At 45.8% G+C, this 15,682-nt stretch carries 13 protein-coding genes; all 13 read left to right on the plus strand.

Annotated features, from left to right (window positions below; all coding sequences use genetic code 11):
- The first annotated feature begins 310 nt into the window (after positions 1 to 310).
- The 13 genes from IFU39_RS26385 to IFU39_RS26445 all read left to right on the plus strand — a co-directional run bounded on the left by IFU39_RS26385 (position 311) and on the right by IFU39_RS26445 (position 15,585).
- Complete coding sequence (locus tag IFU39_RS26385) at positions 311 to 2,008, plus strand: ABC transporter substrate-binding protein (protein WP_017692217.1); 1,698 nt, start codon at positions 311 to 313, stop codon at positions 2,006 to 2,008.
- A gap of 189 nt (positions 2,009 to 2,197) precedes the next feature.
- Positions 2,198 to 4,579: a glycoside hydrolase family 95 protein gene (locus IFU39_RS26390; RefSeq protein ID WP_192135773.1), complete on the plus strand. Its 2,382-nt coding sequence runs from the start codon at positions 2,198 to 2,200 to the stop codon at positions 4,577 to 4,579.
- A 16-nt stretch (positions 4,580 to 4,595) separates the two neighbouring features.
- A complete protein-coding gene (locus IFU39_RS26395) occupies positions 4,596 to 5,957 on the plus strand; it encodes a GH1 family beta-glucosidase (RefSeq protein WP_091019252.1) in 1,362 nt (453 codons plus the stop codon).
- A 360-nt stretch (positions 5,958 to 6,317) separates the two neighbouring features.
- A complete protein-coding gene (locus IFU39_RS26400; RefSeq protein WP_036606904.1) occupies positions 6,318 to 6,581 on the plus strand; it encodes a hypothetical protein in 264 nt (87 codons plus the stop codon).
- Between the two features lie 318 nt (positions 6,582 to 6,899).
- Positions 6,900 to 7,874 (plus strand): ubiquinol oxidase subunit II, encoded by a 975-nt coding sequence (gene cyoA, locus IFU39_RS26405; RefSeq protein WP_036606906.1) that lies wholly within the window; start codon positions 6,900 to 6,902, stop codon positions 7,872 to 7,874.
- A gap of 21 nt (positions 7,875 to 7,895) precedes the next feature.
- Positions 7,896 to 9,866 carry a cbb3-type cytochrome c oxidase subunit I gene (locus tag IFU39_RS26410; RefSeq protein WP_076212762.1) on the plus strand — a complete coding sequence of 657 codons (1,971 nt, stop codon included), beginning with the start codon at positions 7,896 to 7,898 and terminating at the stop codon, positions 9,864 to 9,866.
- Complete coding sequence (gene cyoC / locus IFU39_RS26415; RefSeq protein ID WP_192135775.1) at positions 9,867 to 10,487, plus strand: cytochrome o ubiquinol oxidase subunit III; 621 nt, start codon at positions 9,867 to 9,869, stop codon at positions 10,485 to 10,487.
- Complete coding sequence (gene cyoD, locus IFU39_RS26420) at positions 10,488 to 10,817, plus strand: cytochrome o ubiquinol oxidase subunit IV (protein ID WP_091019256.1); 330 nt, start codon at positions 10,488 to 10,490, stop codon at positions 10,815 to 10,817.
- 225 nt (positions 10,818 to 11,042) lie between these two features.
- Positions 11,043 to 12,032, plus strand: coding sequence for a zinc-dependent alcohol dehydrogenase family protein (locus IFU39_RS26425; RefSeq protein ID WP_192135776.1), 990 nt, complete (start codon positions 11,043 to 11,045; stop codon positions 12,030 to 12,032).
- A 153-nt stretch (positions 12,033 to 12,185) separates the two neighbouring features.
- Positions 12,186 to 13,025, plus strand: a complete 840-nt coding sequence (gene kduI / locus IFU39_RS26430) for a 5-dehydro-4-deoxy-D-glucuronate isomerase (protein ID WP_036606918.1) — start codon at positions 12,186 to 12,188, stop codon at positions 13,023 to 13,025.
- A gap of 87 nt (positions 13,026 to 13,112) precedes the next feature.
- On the plus strand, positions 13,113 to 13,871 hold the full coding sequence (locus tag IFU39_RS26435) for a DeoR/GlpR family DNA-binding transcription regulator (protein WP_091019281.1): 759 nt from the start codon (positions 13,113 to 13,115) through the stop codon (positions 13,869 to 13,871).
- A gap of 78 nt (positions 13,872 to 13,949) precedes the next feature.
- Positions 13,950 to 14,702 carry a 2-dehydro-3-deoxy-D-gluconate 5-dehydrogenase KduD gene (gene kduD / locus IFU39_RS26440; RefSeq protein WP_192135777.1) on the plus strand — a complete coding sequence of 251 codons (753 nt, stop codon included), beginning with the start codon at positions 13,950 to 13,952 and terminating at the stop codon, positions 14,700 to 14,702.
- A gap of 37 nt (positions 14,703 to 14,739) precedes the next feature.
- Positions 14,740 to 15,585, plus strand: coding sequence for a sugar phosphate isomerase/epimerase family protein (locus IFU39_RS26445; protein WP_192135778.1), 846 nt, complete (start codon positions 14,740 to 14,742; stop codon positions 15,583 to 15,585).
- Positions 15,586 to 15,682 lie beyond the last annotated feature (97 nt).

Consider the following 15,682-nt stretch of genomic DNA (forward strand, 5'->3'; position numbering starts at 1 on the left):
AAGCATTAAAGTTAAGGATTTTCATAGCAAAAAGAGCCCTTGAGAAAGGGCTTTTTTTATTGTTGACGTGAGGTGATGGATAGCCTATAATCTATCATGTAAGCACTTTCAGTAAGCGGTTTATTCCATTTACGAAAACGTTTTACGTTTGTTAGAAGAAGAATCTTTCTTTTTGCAGAATCTAAACGTCAGCTTCAGTAAATAGGTCGGAATAAACGATACCGAAAGCGCATTCAAAAAAAGTGGTATCCTCAGGCATAAAGCCTGTTATACAGATAAAACCTTCATAAATAATAGGGGGAACTAGACAATGAGAGGCAAAATGAAAGGCAATACACCCAAGACGTTTGCAATGCTGATGCTCGCAAGTGCAATGTTGGTTACAGCTGGTTGCGGGAATTCGGGAACCAAAGAGACTTCAGAGTCCAGCGGAACCGAACCGATCACAGTTACATTCTTCGGGGCGGATGCTAGTCCAACCTGGAACAAGATGCAAGATGCTGTTGGTAAAAAGATTACGGAGCAAACAGGCGTTACCATTGAAGCAGAGTATGATGTAAACGATGGTGGTAACCAGAAGATTGCACTGATGGCTGCCAGTGGTGACTTTCCTGATATGATCTACCCTAAAGGTAACTTGTCCAAACTTGTGGATGCAGGCGCGATGCTGGATCTCACGGATCTGATTGAAGAGCATGCTCCCAATCTGAAAAAAATCTATGGGGAACAGATGAACCGTTTGAAATACAGTTTGGAAGATCAAGCGATCTATACCATTCCAACCAATATGGGCGTTGATAATGTTACGTTTGACGCTACAGGTGGATTCGAAATTCAGCAAAGAGTATTGAAAGAGCTTGGATACCCTGAAGTGAAGACACTTGAGGATTACGAGAATGTACTTAGAGCCTATTACGAAAAACATCCAACGATTGATGGCCAGCCAACCATTCCATTAACATTGAATGCAGATGACTGGAAGATCATGATCACGGTAACGAACCCGGCTTTCCAGGCAACAGGTGCACCGGATGATGGTGAATATTACATTGATCCTGAAACGTATGAAGCAAAATTGCACTACAAACGTCCAGAGGAAAGAGAATATTTCCGCTGGTTGAATAAAATGTACAATGAAGGCCTATTGGACAAAGATGCCTTTGTTCAAAAGGATGACCAATACAAGTCCAAAATTGCCAGTGGCCGTGTCCTCGGTCTGATTGACCAAGAGTGGAACTATCAAGAAGCGGAGAACGCGCTAAAATCATCGGGTAAGGATGATGCCACATACGCTCACTTCTCTGTATCACTTAACGATGAGATTGTGGATCACACGTTCCAACCAGCCGGATTTGACGGTTATGGCATCGGGATTACAACTTCGGCCAAAGATCCAGTACGCATCATCAAATTCATGGATTGGCTTGCTTCCGATGAAGGACAAGTTCTGAGAAACTGGGGTATCGAAGGTGAACATTACAACGTAGAAGATGGTAAACGCGTGATTCCAGATGACGTTCAGGACCGCAAAACGAATGACAACTCTAATTTCAGTAAGGAAACAGGAATTGGGATGTACAACGTATTTAGTGCAAGATACGGTGATGGTGTAAAAGATTCAACGGATAACTACTACACAACCAACTTCCCTGAGCAGATTGTAGCTGGTTACACGGCTGCAGAGAAAGAAACGCTGAAAGCTTATGGTATTACGACTTGGAAAGAGTTCTATCCGGCTGAAGAAGATCTGCCAGTTAAGGATTGGGGCGCAGCTTATAACATGTCCGTACCTTCCGGTACAGACTATGAGGTAACGTTCCAGAAAACGCAGGATATCATCCGTAAACGGATTCCGGAAGCTGTTCTGACTACACCAGCAAACTTTGATGCAACCTATGATGCTTTACTGGCTGATTTGGACAAAGCGGGTGCAGTTGAAATGGAGAAACAATTTACGGTTTGGGTTAAGGAACGTGTCTCTCTATGGACAGGAAAAGACGTAAAATAATATGGATTGTCTGTGATCCATGGTTACACAAGGAAAGGGCCCTATATGGGGCCTTTTTTTGTGTAATGATGTGATGATTTGCATTGACGCAAATTTTGAAATCACATATAATTTTATTATTGTAAGCACTTACCGAAAACGTTTTATGACATAAGAAATATAATGCTGATTTAGGAACAGGAGCTATTCATGTCCCAACACAATAACCAAACTAAAATCAATCGTCTATGGTATCGACAACCGGCAAAACGCTGGGAAGAAGCATTGCCCATCGGAAACGGCCGTCTTGGAGGTATGGTATACGGTAGCGCAGCAGATGAACGAATTCAGCTCAATGAAGATACATTATGGTCAGGGTTTCCACGGGATACGATTCAATACAGCAGTCAACGGTATTTGAAGCAGACGCGAGAGCTGATCATGTCTGGGCAGTATGGTGAAGCTGAGGATTTGTTGAACCGTGAAATGCTGGGTCGTGATGTAGAGGCCTACCAGCCGATGGGTCATTTTCTATTGCACCATGAGGGTCTGGATGATCTTTCATATGATGCATTTGAACGGGAGCTTGATCTGGAATCGGGTATTGCAACCACAACCTACTCATTGGAAGGAACTCAATACGTACGTGAAGTGTATTCCAGTGCTTTGGATGATCTAATGGTCTGCACATTAACTGCTGATCAGAAGGGCGCTGTGAGTGTAAGTGTTACGCTAGACAGTCCCCATCCTTATCGCGTTGAGACTTCGGGAGATGCTCTAACCATGTTCAGTCGGTGCCCAAGTCATGTGGAGTCCAATTACTTCAGAGATCACCCGGAATCCGTCCTCTATGAAGAGGATCGGGGAACGGCTTATGCTGTCCGTGTAGCATTTACGGCATCTGGCGATCAGGTGAAGGTCTCCAATCTGGAAGGCAAGTTACATATTCAGGGTGCTGATCAGGTTGTGTTTTATCTGGCAGCAGCTACGTCCTTTGAAAGTTATGATGTTTTGCCTGTGAAGGATCATCTTGTATTGGAAGAGGAATGCAAGGAGATGATCTCCAAAGCGACCACACATGGCGCAGAAGCGCTTCGTAAACGACATATTCAGGATCATAGCGCGTTGTTTAACAGAGTCTCTATTGATCTAGGGGTATCGGCTAACGCCGAATTACCTACAGATGAGCGGTTGCAGGCTTATCAGGCAGGGCAACAAGACCCTGGACTGGAGGCACTGTATTTTCAATATGGAAGATATCTGTTAATGGCTAGTTCACGTCCGGGCAGCCAGCCTGCCAACCTGCAGGGAATCTGGAACCATCAGGTAGAGCCGCCATGGCATAGTGATTACACAATCAATATCAACACGGAAATGAATTACTGGCCAGCAGAAGTCTGCAATCTCAGTGAATGTCATGAGCCGCTGTTTGATATGCTGACCGATCTCAGTGATACAGGACGAAGAACGGCGCGGATTCTGTATGGAGCCCGTGGATGGACTGCCCATCATAACGTGGATATCTGGAGAACCTCTACACCGACAGGTGGAGATGCAAGCTGGGCTTTCTGGCCGATGGGCGGCGTCTGGTTGACCTCGCATCTATGGGAGCATTACCAATTTACCGGGGATCAGCGTTTTCTTGAGGAACGTGCGTATCCCATCATGAAAGAGGCCGCCTTGTTCTGTCTCGATTGGCTGGTGGAAGGGCCCGATGGTTATCTGGTTACGATTCCATCCACTTCACCAGAGAACAAGTTTCTCACAGATGCTGGGGAGGCACGCAGTATATCCATGGCTTCAACGATGGATATGACGTTAATTCGTGAACTGTTCAGCCACTGTATTGAGGCCGCGAAGCAATTGAATCTAGATGATTCATTGGCGAGCGAGTGGGGGGAGGCTCTTGAGAAACTCTATCCTTTCCGAATTGGAAGCGAAGGACAATTGCTGGAGTGGTTTAAAGATTTTGCTGAATCTGAACCAGGGCATCGTCACGTCTCCCATCTGTATGGACTGTATCCGGGAGAGCAGATCAATCGAGTGCACACACCAGAACTTGTGGAAGCTGCAAGGGTATCGCTTGAACGTCGTATTTCACAAGGGGGCGGGCATACAGGATGGAGCTGTGCGTGGTTGATCAACCTGTATGCACGACTGCTGGATAGCAGCCAGGCACATCAGTTTGTCCGCACGTTGCTGGCGCGGTCCACACATCCAAATCTGTTTGATGACCATCCACCATTCCAGATCGATGGTAATTTTGGAGGCACGGCTGGAATCGCAGAGATGTTAGTGCAGAGCCACTTGAACGAGTTACATTTACTGCCTGCACTTCCTGAACTCTGGACTCAAGGTCGTGTTGAAGGGCTTCGTGCAAGAGGTGGTTACACGGTAGCAATAACGTGGACGGACAACAAGCTTGTGTCAGCGGTTATTAAGGCAGATCGAAGTGACTCGCTGACCCTTCGCAGTGCTTATCCGCTGCGTGTAGAAGGAAATGAACAAGCCAAGGCAGAGCTTACGCCTCAGGGCGATTATGTAATTATTTTAACCATGACCGCAGGACAGACGATCCGCGTGTCATCATGAGACGGAGGAGCCAACCATGACCATTTTTAAATTTCCACAAGATTTTCGCTGGGGTACAGCAACAGCTTCCTATCAAATAGAAGGAGCGGCACAGGAAGGTGGACGCGGGGTATCCATCTGGGATACGTTCGCGCGCACCCCTGGCAAAGTATATAACGGAGATAATGGAGATGTAGCGTGTGATAGTTACCATCGGTATGAGGAAGACATCGAACTGATGAAGAAACTCGGGATTAATACATACAGGTTCTCCATTGCCTGGCCGCGTATTATTCCTGACGGAGATGGGGAGATCAATCGGGAAGGACTGGACTTTTACCACCGCTTCGTGGATGCATTGATCGAGGCTGGAATTGAACCGTTCCTCACACTGTATCACTGGGATCTTCCGCAAACGCTGGAGGATGACGGGGGCTGGGGCAACCGCAGAACTGTGGATGCTTTTGTGAAATATGCCGAAGTGATCTTCAAAGAATTCTCTGGCAAAATCAACTTCTGGCTGACATTCAACGAACCATGGTGCATCGCGTTTCTGTCAAACCTTCTCGGGATTCATGCGCCAGGAAACAAAGACCTGCAGACGTCAATCAATGTTGCTCATGGATTGCTAGTTGCTCACGGTAAAGCCGTTCAATCCTTCCGTCGCTTGGGAACAACCGGTCAGATTGGTATTGCTCCGAACGTATGCTGGGCTGAGCCGTACAGCAAATCTCCTGAGGACCAAGCTGCGTGTGACCGATCCATTGCGCTTAATACCGATTGGTTCCTTGATCCAATCTACAAAGGTTCATATCCGCAGTTTATGGTGGATTGGTTTGCAGAAGCAGGGGCTACCGTGCCCATTCAGGAAGGCGATATGGAGATTATCTCGCAACCGATCGATCTGCTCGGCATTAACTATTACACGATGGGGATCAATCGCTTCAATCCGGAGGCAGGTGCTCTGCAATCGGAAGAAGTTGATATGGGCCTCACCAAAACTGATATTGGCTGGCCAGTGGAATCACGTGGTTTGTATGAATTTATGCACTACTTGCAAAAATACGGCAATGTGGATGTATATATCACAGAGAATGGTGCCTGCATCAACGATGACCTGGAGAACGGAAAAATTAACGATGATCGCCGGATTTCATATTATGAGCAGCATTTGGCTCAAATTCACCGCATCATTAATGACGGCATTAACCTGAAAGGGTACATGGCATGGTCACTGATGGATAATTTCGAGTGGGCAGAAGGCTACCGCATGCGTTTTGGTCTTGTACATGTGGACTATCGTTCACTCGTGAGAACACCGAAGGAGAGTTATTACTGGTATCAGAACGTCATCAAGAATAATTGGTTGGAGACACGGAACGAACATAATCCCCAATAGTTTGGGTGGCAGGTTTTAAGGGAAAAGCAGTCTTCATTATATATGGTTCCCTTATTGAAGATGAAAAAGACGGTAACATTGGAGTATTTCAATGCGCCGTCTTTTTTTTGTATTTTTACCGTTGGAAATGAGTAGTTCATATAGATTTCGTAAGGTCAAGTGCAGTTCCTGTTATGAAGAGTCTATTTTTGGGTTATAAGAAGTAAGGAAGAAATGAATAATGTTTTGTCAACGGATAAATTTAAAATAAAGTGTCCAAATTGCGAAGAAAATTTGAACATTTGTTGACTAAAAATCATACTGATGTGGTATATTGGTATAAGGAAAGCACTTACAAAAAGGGAAAAGGAAGTGTTTACTATGGCATCGAAGACAGCAATGGTTAGCCAATTGGAGCGCAAAGACAAAAATATGCGGCGCGCCGTCTTGACGATGACAGTTCTGGCATGGGTCGCACTCATTACTGGAGTGATCATGTGTCTGATCAATCTGAACGAATTTAATGATCGTAATCTTGGCTTGATGGTTGGTATTGGATTCCTTGTAGGTAGTGTATTTATTTACGTTATTGCCAAAGCAATTGGCCTTGTTCATACACGCCGGGAAGACGAAGGCGCCGATTGATTATAATCCTGCGTTAATTCGTTCATAATAAGACTGGATAAGTTCCCGGAATCCAGTCAATAAAGCCCTTTGTGGATTCGTTGACACTGTTCAACGGGACTGCAAAGGGTTTTATTTTGCGACTTGATGTGTAAAGATTACGAAGTACAAATATCAAGCATGCAAGCGATTTGTGAGAAAAAATTCACACATTTAAGGTGTAAAATCGACAAATTTGTTAACAAGAACAAAAAAGTTGTTCATTTCTGATATCTTTAGTAGGAAGAGAGTAGTATACTGATTTTTCAGTATGAGCGAATTTAAGGAGAGGGGATCAAAATGAACAAGAAACCTAGGTCGCTAATCCGGATTATCATTCCGGTTGTCCTGACGTTGGTTACAATTGCATTGATTGTCTGGCCAATGCTGGCAGGCGGACAGTACGTTGTTCTGGATCCGAAGGGGCCAATTGGCGCTTCGCAGAGAGATTTGATTGTCATCTCGACAATTTTGTGTGCTGTCATCATTGTGCCAGTACTCATTTTGGCTGCCGTAATCGTATGGCGTTACCGTGAGAAACCGGACAACAAAGCAGCATATGAACCTAACTGGGCTCATAGCACCAAAGCGGAGGTTGTATGGTGGACCATTCCAATTATTATTATTGGGATACTTGCAATTGTAACGATTCGTTACACTTATGTTCTGGAACCTTCGAAGCCGTTGGCTCACGAGAAAGCACCAATTACCATCCAAGTGTCTTCACTGGACTGGAAATGGCTGTTTATGTATCCAGAACAAGGAATTGCAACGGTTAATACGTTGAATATTCCGGCAGACCGGCCTGTGAAATTTGAACTCACTGCGGATTCACCGATGAACTCATTCTGGATTCCGCAACTTGGAGGACAGATTTATACGATGTCGGGTATGGCGATGACCTTGTATCTGCAGGCAGATCATGAAGGCAAGTACTGGGGTTCAGGCGCTAACTTCACAGGTGAGCATTTTGGAGAAATGCGTTTTGATGTGAATGCTACATCGGACGAAGATTTTGACAATTGGGTAGCTGAAGTGAAACAGAGTTCTCAAGCTTTGACTACAGAAGGTTACAAAGCACTGGCTGAACCAGGAACAAGCAACGTTGCTTATTATTCTGCTTTCCCAGAAGGATTGTTCCAAAATATTGTGACCAAGTATGTTGTAGATGGTCAAAGTGCTCACAGTAAGCATGGAACTTCAAAAGAAGCTTCTGGAGCCATTCAAAATGCAACGGATACGTCCAATCAAGACGAGGACAAGAGTGCTAACTAAAGATTCGAAAGGAGGCCCCCAATGTTAGAGGGACTTAAAGAGTTTGCATCGGAGTTTTTCGTAACCGGTGATCCGCTCATTTATGGTGCGATGGTAGCTATCGGAATTACCATGATTACTATTGTAGCGGTGCTAACTTATTTCAAAAAATGGGGCTGGCTCTGGCGTAACTGGTTAACGACTGTCGATCACAAAAAGATCGGTATCATGTATATCATCGCTTCCATTATCATGTTATTCCGTGGTGGTGTGGATGCGCTAATGATGCGCCTTCAGCTAGCTATGCCTAACAATGAATTTCTGAATCCTGAGCATTATAATCAGGTCTTCACAACTCACGGCACGATCATGATTCTGTTCATGGCGATGCCATTTATGTTTGGTCTATTTAACGTTATCGTGCCATTACAGATCGGAGCAAGGGACGTTGCGTTCCCGTTCCTGAATGCACTGAGCTTCTGGTTATTCTTCCTGGGAGCAATGCTGTTTAACCTGTCATTCGTTATCGGGGGTTCACCGGATGCAGGTTGGCTGAGTTATCCGCCTCTATCGGAGCTGTCGCACAGCCCTGGGGTAGGACAGAACTTCTATATATGGGGTATTCAGATATCGGGTATCGGTTCCCTAGCTACCGGTATCAACTTCCTGGTTACCATCATTAAAATGCGTGCGCCAGGCATGAGATGGATGAAAATGCCGATGTTCACATGGTCGGTATTCTCGACTTGTATCATTATCTTGTTTGCTTTCCCGATCTTGACCGTGACACTTGCATTGTTATTCCTCGACAGGTTTGCCGGGGCGCACTTCTTCACACTTGATCTGGGCGGTAACCCAATGATGTATATCAACTTGATCTGGATGTGGGGTCACCCTGAGGTATACATTGTCGTCTTGCCGGCATTCGGTGTGTTCTCCGAGATTGTAAGTACCTTCTCTCGGAAAAAACTGTTTGGCTACAAGTCGATGGTATTCGCAATGTTGATCATCAGCTTCCTGTCCTTCTTCACATGGGCGCATCACTTCTTCACGATGGGTTCTGGAGCAGACGTGAATGCATTCTTCGCCGTAACTACGATGTTGATTGCTATTCCAACAGGGGTTAAGATATTCAACTGGCTGTTTACCATGTATCGAGGAAGGATTCGCATGGCGACTCCGATGATGTGGACACTTGCCTTTATCCCGTGCTTTATTGTTGGGGGTATGACAGGCGTTCTGTTATCCGTTGCTCCTGCTGACTTCCAGTTCCACAACAGTTACTTCCTGATTGCCCACTTCCACCAGGTGTTGATCGGTGGCGTTGTCTTCGGATACTTCGCAGGTCTGTACTACTGGTGGCCTAAAATGTTCGGTTTCCAACTCGAAGAGAAACTGGGCAAATGGGCATTCTGGACTTGGAATATTGGTTTCTATGTCTGCTTCATGCCGCAGTACGCTGTCGGTCTGATGGGTATGACACGTCGTCTGAGCACATACGGCTGGGATACTGGCTGGTGGGAACTGAACTTCGTATCCACAATCGGGGCATTCCTGATGGGGGTCGGATTCCTGTTCCAAGTTGCACAAATCGCAGACGGTATTCGCAAATACAAATCACTCAAAGCTCCTGCCGATCCATGGGATGGCCGTACACTGGAGTGGTCAATTCCTTCACCAGCTCCTGAATACAACTTCGCCGTTACACCGCGCGGAGATGATATTGATGAGTGGTGGGAAGAGAAAGAACGTCGTGCCAAAGGCATCTATCCGCCAGAGCAACCGCTTGAGCCGATTCATATGCCGAAGAACTCTGGAATTCCGTTCATCATGTCTGTCTTCTGGTTCATCGCTGGTTTCGGCTTTGTCTTCGGATGGCTGTGGATGGCAATTCTCGGACTCGCTGGCGTAGGGATCTGTATGATCGCCCGTTCATTCTCATACGATACGGATTATTACATTCCGGTCGACGAAATTAAACGTACCGAAGCGTCGTTAAGGGGGTCGGTATAGATGGCTCAAGCAGCCGCTAAGCACGGTGAGAATCATGCACATGGTCACGACCATGGACATCATGATCCACAGGAAATGAAAGTTCTCGGTTTCTGGTTCTTCCTGATTTCCGACGTTATCCTGTTCTCCGTATTGTTCGCAACCTTCATTGTGTTGCGTGACAATACGGCGGGCGGACCGATTTTGTCTGAATTGATCAAAATGCCTGGCGTTATCGCCGAGACATTTATCTTGCTCACAAGTTCATTTACGAGCGGACTTGCCGTTCTAGCAATGAACCAGGGTAAAGTGAAACAATTGATTAACTGGCTGATTGTTACAGCTGTTCTGGGTGCAAGCTTTATCGCCCTGGAGGTTTATGAGTTTATTGAGTTGATTCACGAAGGGTTTAGCTTTACAACGAGTGCTGCTTCTGGTGCATTCTTCACCCTCGTGGGTACTCACGGACTTCACGTATCGCTTGGTCTGATCTGGATGATTGGACTCATGTTCCAACTGAAAAAACGTGGTATTACTGATGTTACTCGCGGTAAAATCAACGTTATCAGTTTGTACTGGCACTTCTTGGACGTCGTATGGATCTTCCTCCTGTCGATCGTCTATCTCATGGGGGTGATGTAGATGGCAGAGCACAACTCACATGATTCCCACGGCCATGAACAACATGGCTCACTGAAGTCTTATGTCATCGGCTTCATTCTGTCCGTCGTACTGACAATCATTCCACTTGTGGTGGTTTTGAACGACATGATGGGCAAAACAGGAACACTCATTGTGATTCTTGGTACAGCAGCACTTCAGTTTGTGGTTCAACTCTTCTTCTTCATGCATATTCGTGAAACAGAGAAACCACGCTGGAATGTCATGGCTCTTATTTTCGGATTACTGATTATGATGACCATCGTAATTGGTTCGATCTGGATCATGCTTAACAATGCTGTTGCACATTAATTCATATGTTGAAAGAGCTTCACGACCTTGGAATTCAAGGTTGTGAGGCTCTTTTTTGTTTCTAAGCAGAAGTTATCGCATATTTTAATGAAAAAAAGTTGGATTATATCATAATAAGTCGTTGATGAAATAATTTACGATTGATACTATTGTTATACACTCTGGAAATATATTCAATATCCTAGTTAGAGCTATTCCAGCAAAATTATTTTAGGAGATGCACCAATGAAAGCAAGGATAATCCGTTATTATCGTTTTGGCGAACCAAGTGAAGTGTTATGTATGGAAGAAAAAGATGTGATACCCCCTGGCCCTGGTGAATTAGCAGTGAGGATGTCTGCTCGGCCTATTAATCCCTCCGATCTCATTCCTGTTCGGGGAGCTTACCCGCATCGTACCCGATTACCAGCTGTTCCCGGGTTTGAGGGTGTGGGGATAGTAGAAGCAGTAGGGCCGGGAGTATCCAATCAAATGTTGGGACGCCGCGTCTTGCCGCTAAAAGGTGAGAATACTTGGCAGGACGTCGTGAAGACCTTGGATCGTCATACAATCATCGTGCCGAATGATATCGATGATCACTCAGCCACTCAGCTATATATTAATCCGGTTACGGCTTGGTTGATCTGTACAGAGGTGCTTAAGCTTACGTACGGTGATACCCTGATTGTGAATGCAGGGGGATCTGCAATCGGGCGAATCTTTGCACAGATCTCAAAAATTTATGGATTTAAATTGATTGCGCTTACGAGAGATGATCGTCATACTGCTGAACTGTATCGTTTTGGAGCAGTTTCTGTTATCAATACAACGAAAGAGTTGCTCCAGGCTAGAATCGCAGAATTAATAGAGGGGTGCGGTGCTGATGCAGCCGTGGATTGTATTGGAGGGACAGATGGGGAACAGTTGGTCAGTTGCCTTAAGCCAAATGGTACGGTCATCAGTGTAGGATTGCTTTCGGGGATCACACCGTTATGGCATGAAGTAACCCGAGGAACACAAGTTCATGTGAAACTTTTCTGGTTAAAGCATTGGGTGGAACGCTGTTCGCAAGAACGCTGGGAACAGGTATTTCATGAGGTGATGGAGCTGGTCAGAGCAGGGAAGCTTGTCATGGCAAACATTGGGGCGACGTATGAACTAACGAATGTACAACAGGCTATTGCAGCGGCTGAATCGGGTATCGAGGGGAAGGTTCTCTTAATACGTAATACATAAAAATTGGAAAAAAGTCTTAATCTCATTATCACATAAATTAGTTTTTCGAAAATAAAGGTACACAAAAGATACATAATGAACTAAAATGAACTTATATGAACATGTTCAAACTCAATCTCAACTAATTTAAATGACGAAAGGAATGGATTAATAATGGAAAATCGTTATGCTGCACATCCCAATGAAGTGAAAACGTATGATACATCTCGCCTGCGTGAGGAATTTTTGATGGAGCAACTGTTTGCAACCGATGAATTGGTAACGGTGTATTCTCATGTGGATCGTTATATTGTGGGAACGGCTGTACCTGAGAGCAAGGACATTACTCTTGAAGTGAACCTGAAAGATATCGGAACGAACTTTTTCCTGGAGCGTCGTGAAATCGGTATCATTAATGTCGGTGGTCACGGAACAGTGACAGCGGACGGACAAGGTTATGAGATTGGAGCGAAGGAATGTCTCTACATCGGTAGAGGTGTGAAGGAAGTTGTGTTCACAAGCAGTGACAAGGCTCAACCTGCACAATTCTATTTTGTATCCACACCGGCTCATCACACCTATCCAACAGTAAAAGCAACGCAAGAACAAGCTCAGCCAAATCATCTGGGCAGCATCGAAACTTCCAATGAGCGTACGATCTATCGTTACATTCACCAAGGAGAAGGTGGAATTCAGAGTTGTCAGTTGGTGATGGGCATTACCGAACTCGACAAGGGTAACATGTGGAACACGATGCCTGCACATACCCATAACCGCCGTTCCGAAGTATACTTGTACTGGAACTTGCCTGAAGACGGTGTTGTATTCCATATGATGGGTGAGCCAAACGAAACACGCCATCTGGTTGTACGTGATCGCCAGGCAATCATTTCTCCAAGCTGGTCCATTCACAGTGGTGTGGGTACAAGCAATTACACCTTCTGTTGGGCGATGGCTGGTGAGAACCAGACGTTCGAAGATATGGACGGCGTAGCGATGAAAGACCTGAAATAATAAATTACAGATGTCTGAGTTAAATTGACAGGGTAGACACTAGAACACTCATTCATTTGACTCAGGTGGTATAGGAAGTTGATTAGGATGAATCCATTGAAAAGACATGAAAAAATCATGGAGGCTCTTCTGGAGCGCCAGGAGGTAACCGTCAGTGATCTGAGTGAATTGTTGCAGGTGACTGGGAAAACAGTGCGAGAGGATCTCGACAAGTTGGAGAGTATGGGACTGCTCGTACGTGTCCATGGTGGTGCTATGTTGGCCCAGAATGACCAATATGGCATCTTGAATAGCCGCGGAGTTACCGAGAAGCATCATTCGGAGAAAACGGAGATTGCTGAACGTGCTCTGGCTTACATTCGACCTGGAGATATCGTTGCTCTTGATGGTGGCAGCACCACGCTGGAGATGGCCAAACGTCTCGACAATCAGCCGTTGACGGTGGTGACCAATGACTTGTTCATTATTGCGGAGCTTACCAAGAAGGAGCAGGTACGACTGGTTGTGCCTGGCGGGGCTCGTGTTCGGAATATGCTGGTGGGGGATGATACAGCTACCTTTATCTCCGGTCTTAACATTCATAAAGCCTTTATATCCACGACAGCCCTTCATCCGGAATTTGGATTATCCATATACACGGGAGATCTGGTTCCTTTGAAAAAAGCAATGATATCCGCCTCGCAGCAAGTATACGGCGTTGTGGATCATTATAAATTCGGACAATTTGCACTGCGAACTTTCGCCCAGTGTTCGGAACTGGACTATATTATCAGCGATAGTCGTTTGGATGAAGAGACGGCTGCCTTATACGAGCAGAGCGGTGTCACAGTGGATTATCAAAGTTAACCTCATTCATTATTCATGGGATTAAAGTACGGACGGATCTAAGGAATTGCATATCAAAACCATGCGGAGGAATCATTCATGAACCCATTTGATTTAAGCGGACAAGTTGCACTGGTGACAGGTACCTCGGGAGGACTTGGACAAGGGATGGCCATTGGTTTGGCAGAAGCAGGTGCTAATGTGGTGCTGGTCTCTTATTCCAAACCTGCGGCAACGGCAAGTGCTATTGAAGCACTCGGACGCAAAGCTTATGTGATTGAAGCGGATTTAAGTCGTGAAGATGAGTTGTCGGCTGTGTTCGAACAGGCGCTTGCGTTCCAGGGCAGAATTGACATTCTCGTCAACAATGCCGGAATCATTCGTCGCACACCTGCGGCTGATCATGCAGGGCAGGACTGGCATGATGTAATTGGTCTGAACCTGAACACTGTATTTTTCCTAAGCCAATTGGCAGGCAGACATATGATTGAACGCGGAAGTGGCAAAATCATTAATATTGCCTCCATGTTGTCCTATCAAGGTGGGATCAACGTGCCAGGGTATACAGCCAGTAAACATGGCGTTGCCGGTTTAACCAAAGCACTCGCCAATGAATGGGCAGGTAAAGGAATCCAGATTAACGGTATCGCACCTGGTTATATGGAAACCGATAATACTACCCAGATCCGTGCGGACGAGAATCGTTACCGGGATATTACAGCCCGTATTCCTGCGGGGCGTTGGGGAACACCTGAAGATCTGAAAGGCCCGGTTGTCTTTCTGGCATCTGCCGCTTCGGATTATCTGAATGGTCATGTGCTGAATGTCGATGGCGGCTGGATGGCACGTTAATCACTTGATCATCGGATTAGCATAAGGAGGCAGTGAGATGAAACTTGGTATTCTGGCACATACATTTGGCAAACAGCCTACAGCACAGCTTGCGCAGACGATTGCGGATAACGGATTTAATTCCGTACAGCTGGCGCTGGCCAAAGCATTATCCGATGTGGACTCATCAAATGGCAAGCTGAGCCCAGGGCTAGCGAATGAGATCGGAGATCAATTTGCACAGCGCGGGGTGAAGATTGCGGTACTGGGCTGTTATATTAATCCGATTGACCCTGATCCGGTAAGCCGCCGTGCGGACATTGATCGATTCAAGGAGCATCTGCGTTATGCCCGGGATTTTGGTTGCAGCATGGTAGCAACGGAGACCGGGGACTTGGACACTTATCAGGATACACATCCGGATGGATATGAAGGGAAGGCGTGGAGTGTGCTGAAAGAAACGGTTGAGGAGTTGGCTGAAGAAGCCGAGAAATGGGGCGTGCATGCGGCGATTGAGCCTGTGTCCACACATACTCTTCATACGCATGAACATATGACACGTTTGTTTGAAGAGATTCCTTCATCGAATCTGGGGATGCTGTTCGACCCGTGTAATCTGATCAAGCAACCACATGCTACAGATCAAGGGGCTTTCTTACGCGAGGTGATGGAATCGCTGTATCAGCGCATGATTGTGATCCATGCCAAAGATGTAGCCTTTGATGCACAGGGAGAGAAGTACAATCCGGTACCTGGGGCAGGCATACTGGATTACCCGTTATTTTTTGAATTGCTAAAAACGTATAAGCCACATATCGATATTTCACTTGAAGGTGTAACTGCGGAGGAAGCTGTACCTGCGGCCAAACATTTGCGTGAAGTATGGAGTGCAGTTCGGGTCTAAGAGACAGCCGGATTGAAAAGTGGTGCAGCGCATCTGCAGCAGCCGAAAAACCTTTGCGAGGGCAAAGGTTTTTTTGGTATGGAAATGTTAATGTACA

The organism is Paenibacillus sp. CFBP 13594 (assembly GCF_014842675.1).
In the GTDB taxonomy this organism is placed as follows: domain Bacteria; phylum Bacillota; class Bacilli; order Paenibacillales; family Paenibacillaceae; genus Paenibacillus; species Paenibacillus amylolyticus_B.